Genomic DNA, 18842 nt, shown 5'->3' on the forward strand with positions numbered 1-18842 from the left:
ACTGTGGTGTGACACCTCCACGGGTGAGCAATGCGAACGCATCATGGAGGCCTTCGGTGGCAAGCAGGCCTGTATCGACGAGCTCGGTAACGCCATCTTGCCCGGCTACACCGCCTCGAAGGTGCGGTGGTTTCGCGATCAGCACCCGGGGCTGTACGCGAAGATGCGCAGTATCCTGCTGCCCCACGACTACCTCAACTTCTACCTGACGGGTGAGCGCTGCATGGAGGCGGGGGATGCCTCCGGCACGGGCTTCCTCGATGTCCACACGCGCCGCTGGTCGAGCAAGATGCTCGCGGCGGTGGACCCCGATCGGGATCTGGCGGAGTGTCTGCCCGAGGTCGCCGTCGCCAATGCGCCCATCGGCACGCTATTGCCCGCGATAGCGCAGGAATTGGGACTTCCTGCCGGTGTACCGGTGTCGCTCGGCGGGGGCGACAACATGATGAGCGCCATCGGCACCGGCAACGTCGAGGCCGGCGTGGTCACGATGAGCCTTGGCACCTCGGGCACGGTATTCGCGTACTCACCCACCCCCGTGGTGGATCCGAAGGGCAATATCGCGGCGTTCTGTTCATCCACCGGCGGTTGGTTACCCCTGCTGTGCACGATGAACTGTACCGTGAGCACCAAGCTCATGAGCGAACTCATCGGCAGCGACCCGCGAAACCTCGACGATCTCCTGGACAGCTCCTCTCCGGGCGCCAGCGGCGTCGTGACCGTGCCCTATTTCAACGGGGAGCGCACGCCTAACCTGCCAAATGCCAAGGGCTGTGTGACCGGCTTGGACGCGCGCAACTGCCGACCCGAAAACCTCGTACGCTCGGCCGTCGAGGGGGCGACCTTCGCCTTGCGCTTCGGTTTGGAGGAGCTGGCCGTGCAGGGCGTTTCGGCCGAACAGATCGTGCTCACGGGCGGCGGTGCCAACAGTCCCGCCTGGCGTCAGATGGTGGCCGACATCTGCGCTGCCCCCGTCACGATGGTCAATCACAGCGAGGGCGCTGCCTTCGGCGCCGCACTGCAGGCCTTGGCCATGCTCGAAGGGCCCGACACACACATCGGAGAGTTGATTGCGACCCACCTCGAGTGGAACGACCAAGCACGGCGCGAACCCAACGCGTCCGCAGTCAACTTCTACAACGATACCTATCGTGAATATCAACATGCTGCACAGAGAGTCGCGGAGCTCTACGGATGAGCACTGCGAGCGCTAGAGGTGATCTTATGAGTCGAACCGTCTTCACCGGTGATACGAGCTACTTTCCTGCCATCGAACAGATCAAGTTCGAGGGCCCGGACTCGGACAACCCGCTAGCGTTCAAGGCCTATGACCCCACCCGGATCGTGCGCGGCAAGTCGATGGAGGAGCATCTGCGATTCGCGGTCTGCTACTGGCATTCCTTCTGCGGCAACGGCGCCGACCCCTTCGGCCCCGGCACGCGACGCTACCCGTGGGTGGTGGAGGGTGACCCTCGGGCGAGCGCCACTGAACGCCTCAACGCCGCCTTTGAGTTCTTCAGCAAGCTGAACGTGCCCTATTGGTGCTTCCACGATTTCGATATCGCCTGGGAGGGCGCGAGCATCGTCGAGTCCGAGCGCAACCTCCAGTACGTGGTGGAGCTGGCCAAGGAACGCCAGAGCGAGACCGGGATGCGCTTGCTGTGGGGAACCGCCAACGCCTTCTCCAATCCCCGCTACATGAACGGCGCCGCGACCAATCCCAACTTCGAGGTGGTGGCCTATGTCGCCGCCCAGGTGAAGGCGGCGATCGACGCCACGATCGCCCTCGGCGGCGATAACTATGTGTTCTGGGGCGGCCGCGAGGGCTACGCGTACCTGCAGAACACGGATACCAAGCGCGAGCTGGAACACTTCGCGATCTTCCTGGACAAGGCGCGGGAGTACGCGCGTGCCAATGGCTTCGAGGGCACCTTCCTGATCGAGCCCAAGCCGATGGAGCCGATGAAGCACCAGTACGACTTCGACGCGCAAACGGTGATCGGTTTTCTTCGCCACCATGGATTGGCCGGCGACTTCAAGCTCAACATCGAGGCCAACCACGCCACGCTGGCCGGGCACACCTTCGCCCACGATCTGCGCATGAGCGCGGACGCCGGCCTGCTCGGATCGATCGACGCCAACCGCGGTGATCCGCAGAACGGATGGGACACGGATCAATTCCCAGGCGATATCTACGACTGCGTGCACGCCATGATGGTGGTGCTGGAAGCGGGCGGTCTCGGCCGCGGCGGACTGAACTTCGACGCGAAGGTGCGCAGGGAGTCGACGGACCTCGAGGATCTGTTCCTCGCTCACATCGGCGGGATGGATGCGTTCGCCCGCGGGTTGGTGATCGCCGATCGGATTCTCGATGATCCGCGATCCCGTCAGTTGCGCGATGGTCGCTACGCGAGCTTCGACTCAGGCGAGGGCAAGCGCTTCGAGAACGGCGAGCTGGGGTTCAGCGAGCTGCGCGAACTCGCCGTCGCGTACGGCGAGCCTGAGCAGCTCAGTGGCAAGCAGGAACTGTTCGAGAACTTGATCAATGACCACATCGCCCGCGGCGCCGGCTGAGCGGAGTCTTCGCTACAGTCGCGGGCGGACGCCGGCTACCGCTTACCCTTTGGCGCGTTCCGCGGCGCGAAGGCGTTCCAACACCTCCTGCGCTGCGCCCTCACGGTCCTTTTCGATCCGTCTTACCAACGCCATGGGCACGTCCACTTCTGACGAGTGACGACCACTCCACACCATGAGTTCCAGCAGCACGGGCACCAGGCGCCGCCCATGCTTGGTCAGTTCGTACTCCGCCCGACGACCATCCACCGGATCGGCGAGGCGCACGATGACACCCGCGCGCTGCAGTCGCACCAGCCGTTCCGACAGGATGTTGGTGGCGATGCCTTCCGGCATTGCCTTCAGCTCGGAGAAGCTGCGCTTGTGGTTGAACACCATGTCGCGCACCACCAGCAAGGTCCACTTGTCGCCGAGGATTTCGATCGCGTGGTTGATGGGGCAGCTCGAGCGGGGCGGTTTGCTGGTGTCGGTCATCTGGACTCAGTAAGTCGACCAGTCGAGTTGCTGGTCCATGTGCCTACGATACCTCGCGATGCGTGAGAACTCCTCCAGGACGTCCTCGGGGAAGAAGCGCAGCCCCCAGTGCAGGAACACGTCGAGGGCTGTCATCGCGGTGCCCAGGAAGTAGGGGCCGGTGAAGCGCTGGTCGTAGAGCGACAGGGCCCGATGGATGGCTTTCGCGGATTCCGGTGCGTCAGGGTGACGCCAGGCGTGGCCCACGGTGGGCTCTATCACGGAAGGGGCGAGCACGAACATCTCGTAGTAGGTCGCCCGTTCGGGCGTCCCGACAGGGGGTGCCAGGGCACGGGTGGGGTCTGCTTCTGCGAGGTACATCACCTGCGCAGCCGATTCCAGAATCACCCGTGACCCGTGCTTCAGCGTGGGAACGACACCGTAGGGGTTGATCGCGAGGTAGGCCGCGTCCTTGTGTTCCCCCGCTCGCATGTCCATCGGGACGAGCGTGTAGGGCAGCGCCAGAAGATCCAGCATCATCTTGGTACGACCGGAACGCGACCCAGGCGAGTGGTAGAGGGTGAAATCGGCAAGAGTGCTCATCGCGCGCTCCTAAGGTAGCTTGTGAAATGCAACTAAGGTGAGTATCGTGAACTTGGTTGTGAATCGCAAGTGAAAGAGGTGCTGCGATGGATTTCTCCGGGACTCGATTTCTGATCACCGGCGGCACGGCGGGCATCGGATACACGATGGCCCTGGACCTGGTCAAACAGGGGGCGCGGGTGGTGGTGTGTGGGCGCGACAGTGACCGACTTGAGGCGTTGCAGGCGGTGACGGGGAGGATCAAGGCCCTGCGCTGCGATGTGCGCGACGCACAGAGCGTGCTCGCCCTGCGTGATGCGGCGGTGGAGGCCTACGGTCCTCCCGATGTGCTGATCAACAACGCCGCGATCTTCAAGCGCTACCAGCTGGCGGACCGCTCGGTCACGATGGAGGACTGGCTCGAGGAGCTGGACATCAACCTCATGGGCGCCCTGCGCGTAACCCACGCATTGCTCCCGCATTTCCTCGATCGGGGGCGGGGCACCATCGTCAACGTGACTTCGCCCGCCGCCTTCATCCCCCTGGCAGCCGCGCCCACCTATTCTGCTTCTAAGGCTGCCCTGCAGTCCTTCACCAAGTCCCTGCGTCACCAGCTGCGCGACACGGGAGTCTCCGTGATTGAGCTGAACCCGCCGGCGGTGAACACCCAGATGAATGTGAACAACCCCGATGTCGAGGGCATGAAGCTGTGGTCACTGCCCGAGTTCAGCACGCATGTGCTGGCGCGCCTGGCCCAGCAACCGGGCCGGGACATCCTGGTGGGTGATGCGAAACTCGTCAGCCGGATGCGCCGACTCGCTCCGCAGTTGGTGTTCAACAAGATGAACCCCGAACGCACGCCGAAGGAGGAGGTCGCGCCGATGGGCTGAGCGCCGGTCGTCGGCCGTGGGGGGTACACTGATCCCTGACGAGTCAGGGCAACGATGGCGCACGTGGAGAACACGGACCAACACTTGATCGATCTCTGCAACGGCGCGAATGCTGCACGCGCCGTGGCCGCCTTCGACGAGCTCTACCGGCGCCATCGGCAATTCGTCCTCCGCGTTGCCCTTCGCTACGCGGGGGATCACCAGCTCGCGCTGGACGCGATGCAAGACACGTTTATGTGGCTGCTCGGCCGCTTCCCGCCGGACGGGCCAGGCATCACGCTGACCGCCAAGCTCACCACGCTGCTCTACCCGGTAGCGCGCAGCAAAGCGGTAGACGCCCGGCGGCGCTTCGATCCGCCGACGTCGGCCGAGCCCCTCGACACTGCTGTCGAGCAGGTCGCGCCGGAGGAGCGCGCGGCCGATCTGCACGAAGTGCTCGCGCGCTTGCCCGAAGAGCGGCGTGAGGTGCTGGTGCTGCGGTTCGTCGAAGACTTCAGCCTGCAGGACATCGCCGCGGCCCTCGCCATCCCCCTCGGCACGGTCAAATCCCGTATCCACCTCGCCGTCAAAGCGCTGCGTGACGATCCCGTCACCCGCGCCTTCTTCGATCGAAACGACCCGTAACTTCAGAGGCTTACCGGCGGCACCGATCGATTTGGGCCGGCCGTGAACCTTTTCCGCGGCTCCACCGTTGAACCTATGAGACACGCCCATGAACGATACCAACCCGCCTGACAACGCCGAGGAAATCCCCCCGGCCCTGCGCGACGCGCTGCGTCGAGACTCGGCGCCGACCGTGCTCGTGCCCCGTGCCGTGGACGATGCCCTGGCGCAGGCGGCGCGGGCGCACTTCGCTGCACGTGATAAGGCCAACGCGGGGCGCAGACGCCGGTACGGCATCGCCGCCCTCGCGGCTTCGGTGGTGCTCATGGGCGTGGTGTTGGCGCCAGCGGTGCGCCGCCCAGCGCCGCCAGCGCCGCCAGCGCCGATGGCGTCCCCCTCGATTCTCGATGTGCTGATCGCGGCGAAGGCGTTGGAAGACGCCGCTGACGTGAGCGAAGGCGGTGACCTGGAGGCGATGCTGGAAACCCTCGTGCGACTCGAACCCGGTGCGAGTGAGGCGACGGGGAGCTGATGATGCGCGCTTACCTACTGCCGCTGATCGTCGCACTGGTGGTCCTGACCGACCCGCTGCTCGCGCAGCCTTTCGCGGCCACCGAGAACGTCCGCTTCGAGGCCGTGGACGTGCTGATCGACAGCCACGGCGTTCCCTTGGCGGCATGGCAGTTCGAACTCACCGAACGCAGCGCGGCGATGCGTGTGGTGGGCGTCGAGGGCGGGGAGCATCCCGCTTACGCGACTGCCCCCTACTTCGACCGCGACGCCGTCGCGCGCGGTCGCGCCGATCGCATCATCGTGGCGGCCTACAGTTTGCGTGACGACGTGGACTTGCCCACCGGCGCGACGCGCGTCGCCACCGTGCACGTGCAACTGACCGGCAGCCTGCGCCCCGACTACCAGCTAATTCAGATCGTGGCCGGCGATTCGTCTGGCCGTGCGATACCGGCAGACATCACTTTGCGACCCTCGACGGAGCGACCATGAAGATCAACACCACCACTCGCCTGACTACCTTGGCGGTGCTCGCCTGCCTGGTGCAAGCCTGCAGCCACTACGCGGCGCCGGAGGGTCCGCCGAATGCGAACGCGAACGAAGAAGTCGTTGTCGAAGATGATGGGTACGTGGCTGTGGTGCCGGGCCAAGGCTCAGCGAACAGCGGTGGGGCCGTCGACGAGGAGGTGGTCACGATCGGTAGCCGGGTGGAGAAACGGGGAGCTGGCTTCAAAACCGATTCGCGATCCCTACCGCGAGCTCGCCGCCGCCCGCCGCAGCCAACACCATCGCCCGCAGCGATCGCGCCGCCCGTCGAGCAAGAGACAAGCACCGGACCCTGGCAGGTGAGCGCTTCTGCGGATGACGAGATCTGGTACATCGCCCGCGCCGAGTCCGCATCCTCGGCCGCGCGCGACGACGCACCGGGCAGCGGCGCCTTGATCGCGACCAACATCCAGGGGACAGCCGATTCGCGGCGGCCCTTCCCCCTGGAGCACACCAGTGCACGCGCGGCCATCACGGGCTACATCAGCGCCGTCGACGTCACCCAGCGCTTCGCCAACCCCTTCGACGTCAAGATCGAGGCAGCCTACGTATTCCCCTTGCCCGAGGACGCGGCGATCACGGACTTCGTCATGCGCATCGGCGAACGTCAGATCCGCGGCGTCCTGCGCGAGCGGCGTGAGGCGGAGCGACTCTACGCCCAAGCCAAGGCCCAGGGCCATCGCGCCTCGTTGCTCAGTCAGCGTCGGCCTAACGTCTTCGAGCAGCGGGTCGGCAATATCGAGCCGGGCGAGGCGATCGACATCGACATCCGCTATTTCCACACGCTCACCTACAGCGACGGTTGGTATCGCTTCGTCTTCCCCACCACCGTCGGCCCCCGCTTCAATCCCCCCGGCACGCCCGACCCCCTCGTCGCCGTGGGCGCGGACGCGCCGCCGAGCGCTTCGGGCAAAGAGGTGCGCTACCTGCGGCCCGGCCAGCGTTCCGGCCACGACCTCGACCTGCGGGTGGACATCGATGCGGGGCTCACGGTGGAGGAGATCCACTCGAACACCCATCCCGTCAACGTCGACTACGGCGACGACCTCAGCACGGCGCAGGTGCGTCTCGCGACCGTGGACACGCTCGTCAATCGAGACTTCGTCCTGCGTTACCGCCTCGCGGGTGATGCGGTAGGGGCCACGCTCTTCACAGATCGCGTGCCGGGAGAAGAGGAGGAGGGCGGCTACTTTACGCTGATGCTCACCCCACCGGCGGTCACCGAGCGACTCGAGCGCGCGCCGATGGAGATGGTGTTCGTCCTCGACTGTTCCGGCTCCATGAAGGGTTGGGCCCTGGATCGCGCGAAGCAAGCGGTGGATCGTGCCCTCGATCTGCTGCGTCCCACGGACACCTTTCAGATCATCCAGTTCTCGAACAACTCCAGCACGCTCGGTGGCAAGCCCCTGCGGGTGACCCCGCAGAACCTGCAACGGGCCCGGGCCTACCTTGCGCGCCTCAACGGCGCTGGCGGTACGCAGATGATCGAGGGCATCAAGGCCGCGTTGGACTTCCCCCACGATCGGCGACGGCTGCGCGTCGTCACGTTTCTGACCGACGGCTACATCGGCAACGAGCAGGAGATCCTCACCGCCGTGCACGAACGTTTGGGCGACGCGCGGATCTTCAGCGTCGGCATTGGTGCATCACCCAACCGCTACCTGATGGAACGTATGGCTGCCGCAGGGCGCGGCGCGGCCGCCTTCATCGGTCTGAACGACGAGAGCCTGCCGGTGATGGATCTGTACATGGAGCGGATCAGTCACCCGGCCCTGATGAACGTGCGCGTCGACTGGGGGGACATGGACGTCAGCGAGGTGTACCCATCGACGATCCCCGATCTCTTCGTCGGTCGTCCCGTCGTGCTCACAGGCCGCTACCGCGGGTCAGTCTCACCGATTCGTATCCATGGCGATATCGCTGGGGAGCAGGGGGCGGTACGGATCGACGCGTCGCCCGCGGCGCGCTACCACGAGGCAGTGGCGCGCGTGTGGGCGAGGCGTCGGATCGCAGATCTGAAGGACCGCCAGGCGTCCACGCCGGGTGAACGGGAGTCGCTGGCCGCACAGATACGCACCACTGCGCTTGTGCACGGACTGGTGTCGGGCCACACGTCCTTCGTCGCCGTCGACGGGGCGCAGCGCACGGCGGGCAGCTACGGGGTGACCGTGCAACAACCCGTGGCCGTGCCTGCCGGTGTGGCATACGAGACGACGGTGGTCGAGGATGCCGTGCGCGCCCTGAGCAGCCCCTGAAGGGGCCTACTGCCGATGGCGCACTCGAGGAGCCTACTGCCGATGGCGCACTCGAGGAGCTGCCGGCTCTAGGGCCGGCAGCTCACGGGGAGTGGCTCTAGTAGATGAAGCGGCTACGAAAGCCGTAAGGATAGAACCCGCCGCGGAAGCCAGCGCGACCGAAGCGCCGGAAGCCGATGCCACGGTAGTAAGGCCCGAACCCCGGGGCGAACGCAACGCGACGTTGGCCGGACGACACGGCGGTGGGCGCTGCACGCCAAGAGCGCCAGTCAGAGCCGGACACCACCGGCAGGGCGATGACCTCGCCATCCACCTTGACGTCCTCGGCGCGCGTGACCGTGCCACTGGCTGTGAAGCGGCGACCGACGGCGATGCGCCCCGGTCGTTCGACATCGCTAAGCTCCACCACGAAGGCCTTGCCAGTCGAGCGTGCGGTCGGCTTGCCGTTGCGCTTCAATACCCGTTCCTCAACCAACAGTAGGGCCGCGTCGCCCTGCCAACGCACGCGCGAGACCACACCGCCCCAGCGCACGTCGTTGCCCACGGCATCGACGTTGCCAGCGTATGGCTCATCGAAGCTCATAGGGGTCGTCACCTGCGTGTCCACATCGGTGGCCATCGCATGGGAGGCGAGCGGTACCGTAAGGTTGGTCAACAGCATTGCACTCGCCACCATGGCGTACTTCATCGTTCAGCTCCTTCCATATCGTTACAGGATCTTGGAGCTGGGATCTGCGGGCGCGTTCCCTGGAATTCCTCACGTTTCCCTCACGGCGGCCGGTATTCGCGAATCTCGATGCGGTGGCTCTGCGGTCCCTAGATCATGTCAAAGTGACCTACGAGGGTCGATTCTTGGTGGCGAATAGATGTATTCGGTAACTAGTGTGGATCACGAAGCAGTGACAGGCGTTCTCTGGGCCACGCGAGGCGCGAGGGGCCGGCGTGACTGGCTGCAAGTAGTTCGGTGTTGCGACTGATGAGTCTCGCCTGCCGCCCGTGCTGGGGAATCTCCCCCACGCGCAGGTCGGCCTCGCCGCTTAGCAGGCGGGAGGGCCCCAAGGCCGCTCGGCGCGGTGCACTGCTCTTGTGCGCTGCCGTCCACCGCGTCCAAGTTGAACTGCTCGCACTCCCTCGGTAGTTGGGTCGCCCGCCGCTTCTTCCGAGTGGTGCATATAGACTCAGGGTTTCGGTTGGGTGAACTCTTGGTCAGCCAGGCGCTCCAAGAGATGATCAGCTGGCGCCACGTGAGCAGGGGAGACACAGAGCATGGAAGCGACCTTCGGCCTGGAACGTGCGGTGCGCCGCGCTACGCGTGCAAAGCGTCATCTCGCCCCGACCCTGCCCTTGGGGCTCGCTTTATGCTGCACCAGCGCAATGGCGCTAGACCCCTTGCCCGTGGAGGCACCCCTTACCGCGCTTCGCCCGGACTTCGGCGGCGATGGCAGCAACGGCGTGGTCTATGACGGCGATCGCGACCCCGAGTTTCCGAGCGACGACGGCTATGACGCCATCGGCATCTCGGTCACCAACATCGGTGATTTCAACGGCGATGGGTTCGACGACATCTACATCGGCGACACCACCAATCTCGGCAACTACGGGGCGCCCGCCGGCCGCGGGTTTCTGATCTTCGGCCGCGCGGACGGCTTCGATCCGCTGGTGCGCCTGCCCGACGACCCCGGTAACGGCGTGCTGCTACGCACCCGCCAACGGATCAACTACGCCGGCGAATCCCAGCGCGTAGGGGACGTGAACGGCGACGGTTTCGCGGACGTGTTGATCGGCGCACGCAACTTCGTCGGCGCCGGCTCCGCCTACCTGCTGTTCGGTCGGTCCAATCCTCGCTCGATCATCACGCTGGACGACGTGGCGGAGAACCCCGGCTCGGGCGCGCGATTCCTCGGCGTCAACGACGACGACAGCACGGGGGAGGATGTGGCCGGCGCCTGCGATCTCAATGGGGACGGCCTCGATGACATGCTCATCGGCGCCAGCGGCGCGGACCCAGACGGGCGCAACTCCGCCGGCGTCGTCTACGTGGTCTACGGAAGCACGGACTTTCCGCCTGCGGTGAGCCTCGCCTCGCTCCTTCCCCAGGCGGGCGGCGATGGCAGTGCGGGCTTCGTGGTGAAGGGCGCGGCACCGGCCGACTTCGCCGGCGACATCGGCAATGAGATCGGCTGCGCTGACATCAATGCGGACGGTCTTCCCGATCTCCTGCTAACGCCCTTCGTCCTGTACGGGCGCAACACGGCCTTCCCGCCGGTGATCGATCTCGCCAACCTGTTACCCGAGAACGGCGGTAATGGCAGGGCGGGGTTCGTGGTGACGGTCGAGCGCCCCCAGGGTGTCTCGCGCGTGCAAGGGGCGGGCGACCTCAACGGCGATGGCCGCAGCGACATGGTGGTCGATCTGGTCCCGATCGGTATCGACACCACCGGTGCGCGCGAGGCCGTCGTGCTGTACGGCAGCTCCGCACCGCGGCCGGCGCGGGTGCGCTTGGATCGCCTGAGACCGGCGCTTGGTGGCGATGGCACCGACGGATTCTTCCTGCGCGCCGAAGTCTCCAATCCGCAGGGGTTCGCCAGGGATCGAGTGGCGAGTGCCGGCGACTTCGACGGGGACGGTATCGATGACCTACTCATCGGTCACCCGGACATCGACGCCAACGGCGAGCAGCGCGATGGCGTTATCGCCGAAGGGGTCACGTACCTGCTCTACGGTCGCTCCGATGGCTTCCCGGCCCAGCTCGATCTCACGGATTTGCGCGTGGCCAACGGCGGCGACGGGAGCGAAGGCATCGTCTTCCGCGGCGAGTCGCTCAGCCTCACGGAAAACCCGGGACGCATGGGCGAGGCGGTCTCCTCGGCGGGTGATCTGAACGGCGATGGCTACGATGACATCCTGCTCGGTGCCCCGCACTCCAACCGTTTCTTGAACCCGGCCGGCGGTGGCGCCTACGTGGTCTTTGGGCGACCGCGTCCGGCGCCGGCGCCCTGAGCCGCAAGCTCGCCACCTGAGATGCCAAGACGCTTCGAGAAGACGGGCCTGTTGACGGCCCGCGCGGCCATGGGCGAGGGGTTCAGCGTCGAGATCCAGCGTTCCGCCGGGTGTCGCCTGTCGCTTCCCTACCGCCGCTGGCACGTGGTGAGCTTCTACCCTAGGGCCACCAGCGTCCGGCGACAGGGCGGGGCGTCCGGGACGGACGTACGACAAGCCCGTAGGCACGTGGGCGTCTACCCTGCCGGTGCCGGCGAAGTGATCGATTGGCTTGGCCCGTGCGAGGCCCTGCACCTGCACCTGGATCCGCAGAGGGTGCGCGCGAGCGACGGCACCGTCGTTCATCCACTGCGCCACGATCCCCACCCTGATCCCGGCCTTCAGACGCTCGCCGCTGCGCTGTACGAAGAGGTTCAGGGGCGCGATCAAGTCGCTCGGCTGCGCTTGGAGTCGCTCATTGCAGGGATTTGCGACGCGCTGGCGCGGCAGGCGTCCGCGCCGCTCGGCGAGCCCTGCGCCCGTATCGGCCGCTCAACCTTGGCGCAGGTGCTCGCGCCCATGCACGGCACGGCCGCGGCGTCGGTTCGACTCGCAGATCTCGCGGCGACGGCAGGCGTGAGTCAGAGCTACTTTTCGCGACGCTTTCGCGCCTGCTTCGGCTGCGCCCCTCACGACTACCTCATCAGCAGTCGGGTCGAGCTCGCCAAGCATGCGGTGTTTCGAGGTGAGACAGCGCTCAATGAGATTGCCATCGCCAGCGGGTTCTACGATCAACCGCACCTGGCCCGTACGTTTCGGGATCGCACGGGACTGACGATCGGCGCGTACCGCCAGCACTTCGACCGCTAGATGGGCGCGGTGGCACGGCAGTTCAGGATTCTACAAGACCCCGAGGGTGCCTCTCGTTAGCGTGAGGCCATGCGATACATGATCTTGTTCAGTGTGCTGATGCTCGTGGCCTGCCAGACGATACCGGAGTCTCAGCACGGGCCGTTCCCCCAAGTCGAGGAACAGTCCCTTTGGTCGGCCGTGCTGGGCGAGCAACGCTCGATCTACTTGCACGTGCCCGAGGGCTATGTGCGCGATGGCTCGATGCCGATCGTCGTCGTCACGGATGCGAAGTCTCAGTTCCCCCTGGTGGACAGCTACCTGAGCCATCTGTCCGGGGACTGGCCGCGTCTGCCGAAGATGGTCGTCGTCGGCGTGGTCAATACGAACCGTAACCGTGACTTCGTGCCGCGCGCGGATCCAAACTTCGCCGGCACCGGCGGCGCCGATCGTTTCGCCACCTTCCTGCGCGACGAACTCCTGCCACACGTCGAGGCGCAGACCGGCGGCGCCTTGGCGCGCATCCTCCTAGGGCATTCCTTCGGCGGCGTGAACGCCCTCAACGTGCTGCTCACCGACGAGACGCTGTTCGACGCCTACGTGGCTATCGGCACCTCTACCTGGGTGGCGGATCGCGTGCTGTTCGAACGCGCAGAGCAACGTTTTGCGAAGCCGGCACGGCTGCGAGCTTGGCTCTACATGGCAGTCGCCGAACGCGACGGTGGTGCCACGGTGCCGGACGGTGAGGCGTTCGCGCGGTTGCTGCAGGCGAGGGCGCCTGCGGAGTTGGATTGGCGATTCGAAGTGATTCCCAAGACTGATCACATGAGCGCCGTACCGGTGGCCATTGACCGCGCCTTCACGGCCCTCTACCCCGTGTGGGATCAACAGGCGGCTGTGTTGGACGCTGCCACCCGTGGGCCTGCGGCCATCCGTGCGTGGTTTGCCGCTGAGCGCGAACGGCTCGATTGGCGCTTCCTCCCGCACGCCTGGGATTTGATGATCGCGGCGTATCAGTTGAGCGCCGAAGGCAAACCCGAGGAGGCCCTGACCGTGTTGAGTCAGGCGATCGAAGCGCATCCGCAGCAATCGGAGCTCCTGATTGCCCAGGGGGATGTGTATCTCGCGCAGGGGCGGCGGCGGGAGGCGGAGCAGGCGTGGCAACGGGCGCTGGCCCAGCTGCGCACCGCGGGTGCTCCAGATTACCGTGCCTTCCCCGTGCGGCGGCGTTTGCGCCATCTGCAGGAGGAAGTGTAGTGGGAGCCCCGTAGTGGCCGCAGCTTGGTGTGGCTTGCATAGCAGTCAGCGTTAGGTGAGCCGCCTAGCGCATGGCAGAGGAGACCTAACGTGCTAAATGATCCGATTCGCTTAGTTGGGAGAATGGGCGCTTGGCGAGCAGCGCTACTGGTGGCGTGCGCGCTCGGGCTGGCGAACGCCCCGTCGAGTGCCGAGACGATGCCCGACAGGGCGGAGCTCGAGGCCTGGCGGGACGCGGCCTTCCAGACGGACGATCCCAAGGGCAGCCTCATGCAGCTTGCGGGTCTTATGGGAGAGGTCGACCCGTTCCTGCGCGACGAGATCGGGTTTACGGGGCTGTCCGCCATCCTCCGCCGCGGAAGTGCGGATCCAGCCACCGTTCGACGACTGATCGCTGTGTTCACTGCACGCCTGGACAAGCCAGACCCAGTCGGCGTTCGACGTTCCTTCGCGATCCTCGGTCTGTCAGAGCTGGCGAGGGTCGATCGCTTGGAGCCCTTTCTGAGCGATGAGGAGTTCTCTGAGCTGGTCGCGGTGGCCTCCGCACAGCTAAGTCAGGTCACGGACTATCGTGGGTACGACCCGGACGTCGGCTGGCGACACGCGGTCGCCCACGGCAGCGACTTCGCCCTGCAGCTGGTATTGAACGACAGAACGGATGCGGAGCAACTGGCGCTGTTGCGCGAGGCGGTGGCGGCGCAGATCGCGCCTGGCGTCGCCTACGTGAACGGCGAGTCGCAGCGACTCGCGCGTCCTATCCTCTACATGGCACTGCGCGAGGCGTCTGTCGCACCGCCGTGGGGAGACTGGTTCGAGGCGCTGGCGCAGCAGCATGTCGCGATCTTCGAAGGCACCGAGACCACCGTGGACGGCTTGTCGGCGCGGCACAACCTGCGTCGGTTCCTGCTGGAGATCTACACTACCGCGAAAAGCAGCGATCGAGAGGCGCTGGCGCCGCTTGCGGACGGGGCGCTGGCCCTGTTGCGTCGCCTAGGCGGTTGATCGCGGAAAAGGGGTTACGCGGATCGAGCGCGACAGCTAACCGCCGAAGTCATCTAACATGATGTCCTCCCGATCCACCCCCAGATCGAGCAGCATGTTGATTACCGACTTGTTCATGATCGGCGGCCCACACATGTAGTACTCGCAATCCTCAGGCGCCGGGTGGTCCTTCAGATACTCCTCGAACAACACGTTGTGGATGAACCCCGTGTAGCCCTCCCACTCATCCTCGGGCAGCGCATCTGACAGGGCGACGTGCCAGTCGAAGTTCGGATTGCCTTGCGCCAACCCATCGAAGTCCTCGACGAAGAACATCTCCCGCTTGGAGCGGGCGCCGTACCAGAAGCTGATCTTGCGATCGCTGTGCAGGCGCTTGAGCTGATCGAAGATGTGACTGCGCATCGGCGCCATCCCCGCGCCGCCGCCGACGAACACCATCTCCTTCTTCGTGTCGCGGGCGAAGAACTCGCCGAACGGTCCAGAGATCGTGACCTTGTCGCCGGGCTTCAGGTTGAAGATGAACGAGGACATCTTCCCCGGCGGAATCCCCTCGCTGCCGGGCGGCGGCGTGGCGATGCGCACGTTGAGCATGATCATCCCCCGCTCTTCGGGGTAGTTGGCCATGGAGTAGGCGCGCTCGATGGGCTCGTTCACCACGGACTCGTACTGCCAGAGGCTGAAGCGGTCCCAGTCCTCGCGGTACTCCTCGCCCACGGCGAAGTCCTCGTAGCGCACGTGGTGGGGCGGGGCGGCGATCTGGATGTAGCCGCCGGCGCGGAAGTTCACGTCCTCACCTTCGGGCAGCCTCAGCACGAGGGCCTTGATGAAGGTGGCGACGTTCTCGTTCGAGACCACCTCGCATTCCCACTTCTGCACCCCGAACACTTCCTCGGGGACTTCGATCTCCATGTCCTGCTTCACGGCCACCTGGCAGGAGAGGCGATCGCCGCAGGCCGCTTCGCGCTTGGTGATGTGGCTAGCCTCCGTGGGGAGGATCGAGCCGCCGCCGCTGTGGATCTTCACCCGGCACTGGGCGCAGGTGCCGCCGCCGCCGCAGGCCGAGGGCACGAACAGCTTGGCGCCGGCGAGGGTCTGCAGCAGCTTGCCGCCGGCGGGCACGGAGATGGTCTTCTCGCCGTTGATGGTGATGTTCACATCGCCCGTGGCGACCAGGCGTGAGCGGGCGACGAGGATCAGGGTGACCAGCGCGCTCACGATCAGCGTGAACAGCACCATGCCGAGGGTAAAGGTTTCCATAGGTGTCGCCGCCTAGAGTTTCACGCCGCTGAAGGACATGAAGGCCAGGGCCATGAGCCCGGCGCTGATGAAGGTGATGCCGAGGCCCTGGAGGCCGTCGGGCACGTCCGAGTACTTGAGCTTCTCGCGCACGCCGGCCATGGCGGTGATGGCGAGGGCCCAGCCGAAGCCAGAGGCCAGGCCGTAGGTGACGGACTCGGCGAAGTTGTAGTCGCGCTCCACCATGAACAGGGAGCCGCCGAGGATGGCGCAGTTCACGGTGATCAGCGGCAGGAACACGCCGAGGGCGTTGTAGAGGGGCGGGAAGTACTTATCCAGCACCATCTCCAGGATCTGCACCAGGGCGGCGATGACGCCGATGTAGGAGATGAGCCCCAGGAACGTGAGGTCCACCTCGGAGAAGCCGGCCCACGCCAGGGCGCCTGGGGCTAACAGGTGATTCAGGATCAGGTTGTTGGCGGGCACGGTGATCGCCTGCACGATCATCACCGAGATGCCGAGGCCGATGGCGGTGGAGATCTTCTTCGACACGGCGATGAAGGTGCACATGCCGAGGAAGAAGGAGAGGGCCATGTTCTCGACGAAGATGGCCTTCACCGCCAGGGAGAGGAGGTCTTCCATCAGTGGGCCTCGACGGACTGGATCTCGTACTCGCGCTCTTCCACCTGCGCCGGCTTCCACGAGCGCACGGCCCAGATCAGCAGGCCAATTACGAAGAAGGCGGAGGGCGGCAGGAGCAGCAGGCCGTTCGGCACGTACCAACCGCCGTTGTTCACCGTTTCGAACACGGTGATGCCGAACAGGGTGCCGGAGCCGAAGAGCTCGCGGATGAAGCCGACCAGCATCAGGATCAGGCCGTAGCCGAGGCCGTTGCCGATGCCGTCGAGGAAGGAGGCGATCGGCGGGTTCTTCATGGCGAAGGCCTCGGCCCGGCCCATGACGATGCAGTTGGTGATGATCAGGCCGACGAACACGGACAGCGTTTTCGACACCTCGAAGGCGTAGGCCTTCAGCACCTGATCGACCAGGATCACCAGCGAGGCGATGATCACCATCTGCACGATGATGCGAATCGAGCTCGGAATGTGATTGCGCAGCATCGAGATGAACATGGAGGAGAAGGCGGTGACCAGGGTCACGGCGATCGACATCACCAGGGCCACCTTCAGCGAGGAGGTCACGGCGAGGGCCGAGCAGATGCCGAGCACCTGCAGGGTGATGGGGTTGTTGTCGACCATCGGGTCGACGAGCAGTTCGCGGCGGGTCTGCGCCATCAGATGTCCTCCGTCTGCAGCTGGGCGAGGAAGGGCGCGTAGCCCTGGTCGCCCATCCAGAAGCGCACGAGGTTGTCGACGCCGCGCGAGGTGAGCGTGGCGCCGGACAGGGCGTCGATGTGGTAGTCGGCGCCCGCGGCGGGTTGGGTCTTGGCTACGGTGATCTGCAGCTCGCCAGCGTCGTCGCGCAGGCGCTTGCCTTGCCACAGCGATTTCCAGCGCGGGTTGTCGACCTCGGCGCCTAGGCCCGGGGTCTCACCGTGTTCATAGAACTGTAAGCCGTACACGTCGTTGCCGTTCTCTTCGAGGGCGATGAAGCCGTACAGCGTGGACCACAGGCCGTAGCCGTGGATCGGCAGGATCACCTTGTCGAGGTTGCCGTCGTCGTCGCGCAGGAGGTAGACGGTGACGTAGCGAGCGAGGCGACCGATGGACGCGGGGTCTTCGCCGTCGAGGGCGACGGAGGTGGCGGGGTCGTCCGCGGCGGCGCGGTCGTCGAAGGTGGTGGGGTCGAAGGCGTCCGTGAAGCGGCCCGTCTCGAGCTCCAGCACCTGCGGCTCGAAGGCGGAGAAGGCCTCACCGATGTCGACGCCGGGCTCGTAGCGACCGGCCACCTGCAAGATGTTCACGTGCTTGTCGCGCAGGCGGTTCTGCTCCTGCATCGGGCGCAGGGACACGGCCACGGCAGACACCACCATCGAGGCCGCGAGGCACAGGGAGACGGCCACGAAGATCGTCTTCGGGATGGAGTCGGCGGGTAGGTTCAGGAAGCGCCGAATCGGTCCGGGCGGCGGCGTAGGATCGTCAGGCATGTCGTTTGGCCCTGCGCGCGATGTTCGCTTGCACCACGAAGTGATCGATCAGCGGTGCAAAGACGTTACCGAAGAGAATCGCCAGCATCATGCCCTCGGGGAAGGCCGGATTGATGACGCGGATCATCACCACCATGAAGCCGATGAGGGCGCCGTAGAGGTAGCGGCCTAGGTTGGTGTGCGATGCGGAGACGGGCTCGGTGACCATGAAGGCAAGGCCGAAGGCGTAGCCGCCCACTACGAGATGCCAGTGCCAGGGCATCGCGAACATGGGGTTGGTGTCCGAGCCGATCAGGTTGAGTAGCGTCGAGAAGCCGATCATGCCCGCCAGGCAGCCGACGATCAGGCGCCAGTTGGCAATCTTGGTGAACAGCAGGAAGGCGAGGCCGACGAAGCAGGCGAGGGCGGAGGTCTCGCCGATGCAGCCCTGGATGGTGCCGAGGAAGGCGTCCATCCAGGTGATGCCCTGCGCGGCGAGTGCGCCGACGCCGTCCGACGCCGAGACGGCGAGGGCCGTAGCGCCGGAAAAGCCGTCGACCGGCGTCCAGATCGCATCGCCCGAGAGCTGCGCGGGATAGGCGAAGTAGAGGAACGCGCGGCCGGTGAGTGCCGGGTTCAGGAAGTTCTTGCCCGTGCCGCCGAACACCTCCTTGCCGATCACCACCCCGAAGGAGATGCCGAGGGCCACCTGCCACAGGGGCACGGTGGCCGGCATCGTGAGGGCGAACAGCATGGAGGTGACCATGAAGCCCTCGTTTACCTCGTGCCGCCGTACTGTGGCGAACAGCACTTCCCACAAGCCGCCGGCGATCAGTGTGGTCAGGTAGATCGGGATGAAATACAGGAGGCCGTGAAGGACGTTCACGACGGGGTTGCGCGGATCGAAGCCGATCCCCAACCACTCGAGCAGGCCCGCGCGCCAACCGCTGGCACCGTAGTCGGCGATGGCGCCGTTGGCCTGCAGGCCAACGTTGTACAGACCCACGAACAGGCACGGCA

19 protein-coding genes are annotated in these 18842 nt (G+C 65.6%); 11 read left to right on the forward strand and 8 right to left on the reverse strand.

The window, feature by feature from the left end; genetic code table 11:
- Together xylB and xylA are read left to right on the forward strand one after the other, a co-directional pair.
- Positions 1-1198, forward strand: a 1198-nt coding sequence (gene xylB / locus AAF184_18995) for a xylulokinase (GenBank protein ID MEO0424432.1), incomplete at its 5' end; no start/stop codon positions are given.
- Positions 1199-1224: 26 nt separating this feature from the next.
- Complete coding sequence (gene xylA, locus AAF184_19000) at positions 1225-2574, forward strand: xylose isomerase (protein MEO0424433.1); 1350 nt, start codon at positions 1225-1227, stop codon at positions 2572-2574.
- 42 nt (positions 2575-2616) lie between these two features.
- Here the strand turns inward: xylA and AAF184_19005 are convergent, their stop codons facing one another.
- On the reverse strand, positions 2617-3048 hold the full coding sequence (locus tag AAF184_19005; GenBank protein ID MEO0424434.1) for a helix-turn-helix domain-containing protein: 432 nt from the start codon (positions 3046-3048) through the stop codon (positions 2617-2619).
- A 6-nt stretch (positions 3049-3054) separates the two neighbouring features.
- Positions 3055-3630, reverse strand: coding sequence for a glutathione S-transferase family protein (locus tag AAF184_19010; protein MEO0424435.1), 576 nt, complete (start codon positions 3628-3630; stop codon positions 3055-3057).
- An 86-nt stretch (positions 3631-3716) separates the two neighbouring features.
- On the opposite strand from AAF184_19010, the gene AAF184_19015 reads away from it, so the two are divergent.
- The 5 genes from AAF184_19015 (at position 3717) to AAF184_19035 (ending at position 8413) form a co-directional block, all read left to right on the forward strand.
- Complete coding sequence (locus AAF184_19015) at positions 3717-4499, forward strand: SDR family NAD(P)-dependent oxidoreductase (GenBank protein ID MEO0424436.1); 783 nt, start codon at positions 3717-3719, stop codon at positions 4497-4499.
- Positions 4500-4553: 54 nt separating this feature from the next.
- Positions 4554-5123 (forward strand): sigma-70 family RNA polymerase sigma factor, encoded by a 570-nt coding sequence (locus AAF184_19020; GenBank protein ID MEO0424437.1) that lies wholly within the window; start codon positions 4554-4556, stop codon positions 5121-5123.
- 88 nt (positions 5124-5211) lie between these two features.
- Positions 5212-5634 carry a hypothetical protein gene (locus tag AAF184_19025; GenBank protein MEO0424438.1) on the forward strand — a complete coding sequence of 141 codons (423 nt, stop codon included), beginning with the start codon at positions 5212-5214 and terminating at the stop codon, positions 5632-5634.
- Between the two features lie 2 nt (positions 5635-5636).
- Positions 5637-6104 (forward strand): hypothetical protein, encoded by a 468-nt coding sequence (locus tag AAF184_19030; GenBank protein ID MEO0424439.1) that lies wholly within the window; start codon positions 5637-5639, stop codon positions 6102-6104.
- A complete protein-coding gene (locus AAF184_19035) occupies positions 6101-8413 on the forward strand; it encodes a VIT domain-containing protein (protein ID MEO0424440.1) in 2313 nt (770 codons plus the stop codon). The genes AAF184_19030 and AAF184_19035 overlap by 4 nt, the downstream gene beginning before the upstream one ends.
- Positions 8414-8510: 97 nt before the next feature.
- Here AAF184_19035 and AAF184_19040 read toward each other — a convergent pair whose 3' ends face one another.
- A complete protein-coding gene (locus AAF184_19040; GenBank protein ID MEO0424441.1) occupies positions 8511-9101 on the reverse strand; it encodes a Slp family lipoprotein in 591 nt (196 codons plus the stop codon).
- Between the two features lie 578 nt (positions 9102-9679).
- On the opposite strand from AAF184_19040, the gene AAF184_19045 reads away from it, so the two are divergent.
- From AAF184_19045 to AAF184_19060, 4 genes are all read left to right on the forward strand, one after another.
- Positions 9680-11413 carry a hypothetical protein gene (locus tag AAF184_19045; GenBank protein MEO0424442.1) on the forward strand — a complete coding sequence of 578 codons (1734 nt, stop codon included), beginning with the start codon at positions 9680-9682 and terminating at the stop codon, positions 11411-11413.
- Positions 11414-11434: 21 nt separating this feature from the next.
- On the forward strand, positions 11435-12262 hold the full coding sequence (locus AAF184_19050) for an AraC family transcriptional regulator (protein ID MEO0424443.1): 828 nt from the start codon (positions 11435-11437) through the stop codon (positions 12260-12262).
- Between the two features lie 78 nt (positions 12263-12340).
- Positions 12341-13498, forward strand: coding sequence for an alpha/beta hydrolase-fold protein (locus tag AAF184_19055; GenBank protein MEO0424444.1), 1158 nt, complete (start codon positions 12341-12343; stop codon positions 13496-13498).
- A 90-nt stretch (positions 13499-13588) separates the two neighbouring features.
- Complete coding sequence (locus tag AAF184_19060; protein MEO0424445.1) at positions 13589-14500, forward strand: DUF2785 domain-containing protein; 912 nt, start codon at positions 13589-13591, stop codon at positions 14498-14500.
- Between the two features lie 36 nt (positions 14501-14536).
- On the opposite strand, the gene nqrF is transcribed toward AAF184_19060, so the two are convergent.
- The 5 genes from nqrF to AAF184_19085 form a co-directional block, all read right to left on the reverse strand.
- Complete coding sequence (gene nqrF / locus AAF184_19065) at positions 14537-15757, reverse strand: NADH:ubiquinone reductase (Na(+)-transporting) subunit F (GenBank protein MEO0424446.1); 1221 nt, start codon at positions 15755-15757, stop codon at positions 14537-14539.
- A gap of 12 nt (positions 15758-15769) precedes the next feature.
- On the reverse strand, positions 15770-16378 hold the full coding sequence (nqrE, locus tag AAF184_19070) for an NADH:ubiquinone reductase (Na(+)-transporting) subunit E (protein MEO0424447.1): 609 nt from the start codon (positions 16376-16378) through the stop codon (positions 15770-15772).
- Positions 16378-17031: an NADH:ubiquinone reductase (Na(+)-transporting) subunit D gene (locus AAF184_19075; protein ID MEO0424448.1), complete on the reverse strand. Its 654-nt coding sequence runs from the start codon at positions 17029-17031 to the stop codon at positions 16378-16380. The genes nqrE and AAF184_19075 overlap by 1 nt, the downstream gene beginning before the upstream one ends.
- Complete coding sequence (locus AAF184_19080) at positions 17031-17843, reverse strand: Na(+)-translocating NADH-quinone reductase subunit C (GenBank protein MEO0424449.1); 813 nt, start codon at positions 17841-17843, stop codon at positions 17031-17033. Before AAF184_19080 ends, AAF184_19075 begins: the two co-directional genes overlap by 1 nt.
- On the reverse strand, positions 17836-18842 hold a 1007-nt coding region (locus AAF184_19085), incomplete at its 5' end, for an NADH:ubiquinone reductase (Na(+)-transporting) subunit B (protein ID MEO0424450.1). The genes AAF184_19085 and AAF184_19080, both read right to left, overlap by 8 nt.

Source organism: Pseudomonadota bacterium (genome assembly GCA_039815145.1).
Classification (GTDB): domain Bacteria; phylum Pseudomonadota; class Gammaproteobacteria; order Steroidobacterales; family JBCBZW01; genus JBCBZW01.

Excerpts from the sequence above, each read along its gene's own strand:
- xylA (MEO0424433.1), top strand. The coding sequence starts at position 1,225 with ATGAGTCGAACCGTCTTCACCGGTGATACGAGCTACTTTCCTGCCATC.
- AAF184_19005 (MEO0424434.1), bottom strand. The coding sequence starts at position 3,048 with ATGACCGACACCAGCAAACCGCCCCGCTCGAGCTGCCCCATCAACCAC.
- AAF184_19010 (MEO0424435.1), bottom strand. The coding sequence starts at position 3,630 with ATGAGCACTCTTGCCGATTTCACCCTCTACCACTCGCCTGGGTCGCGT.
- AAF184_19015 (MEO0424436.1), top strand. The coding sequence starts at position 3,717 with ATGGATTTCTCCGGGACTCGATTTCTGATCACCGGCGGCACGGCGGGC.
- AAF184_19020 (MEO0424437.1), top strand. The coding sequence starts at position 4,554 with ATGGCGCACGTGGAGAACACGGACCAACACTTGATCGATCTCTGCAAC.
- AAF184_19025 (MEO0424438.1), top strand. The coding sequence starts at position 5,212 with ATGAACGATACCAACCCGCCTGACAACGCCGAGGAAATCCCCCCGGCC.
- AAF184_19030 (MEO0424439.1), top strand. The coding sequence starts at position 5,637 with ATGCGCGCTTACCTACTGCCGCTGATCGTCGCACTGGTGGTCCTGACC.
- AAF184_19035 (MEO0424440.1), top strand. The coding sequence starts at position 6,101 with ATGAAGATCAACACCACCACTCGCCTGACTACCTTGGCGGTGCTCGCC.
- AAF184_19040 (MEO0424441.1), bottom strand. The coding sequence starts at position 9,101 with ATGAAGTACGCCATGGTGGCGAGTGCAATGCTGTTGACCAACCTTACG.
- AAF184_19045 (MEO0424442.1), top strand. The coding sequence starts at position 9,680 with ATGGAAGCGACCTTCGGCCTGGAACGTGCGGTGCGCCGCGCTACGCGT.
- AAF184_19050 (MEO0424443.1), top strand. The coding sequence starts at position 11,435 with ATGCCAAGACGCTTCGAGAAGACGGGCCTGTTGACGGCCCGCGCGGCC.
- AAF184_19055 (MEO0424444.1), top strand. The coding sequence starts at position 12,341 with ATGATCTTGTTCAGTGTGCTGATGCTCGTGGCCTGCCAGACGATACCG.
- nqrF (MEO0424446.1), bottom strand. The coding sequence starts at position 15,757 with ATGGAAACCTTTACCCTCGGCATGGTGCTGTTCACGCTGATCGTGAGC.
- nqrE (MEO0424447.1), bottom strand. The coding sequence starts at position 16,378 with ATGGAAGACCTCCTCTCCCTGGCGGTGAAGGCCATCTTCGTCGAGAAC.
- AAF184_19075 (MEO0424448.1), bottom strand. The coding sequence starts at position 17,031 with ATGGCGCAGACCCGCCGCGAACTGCTCGTCGACCCGATGGTCGACAAC.
- AAF184_19080 (MEO0424449.1), bottom strand. The coding sequence starts at position 17,843 with ATGCCTGACGATCCTACGCCGCCGCCCGGACCGATTCGGCGCTTCCTG.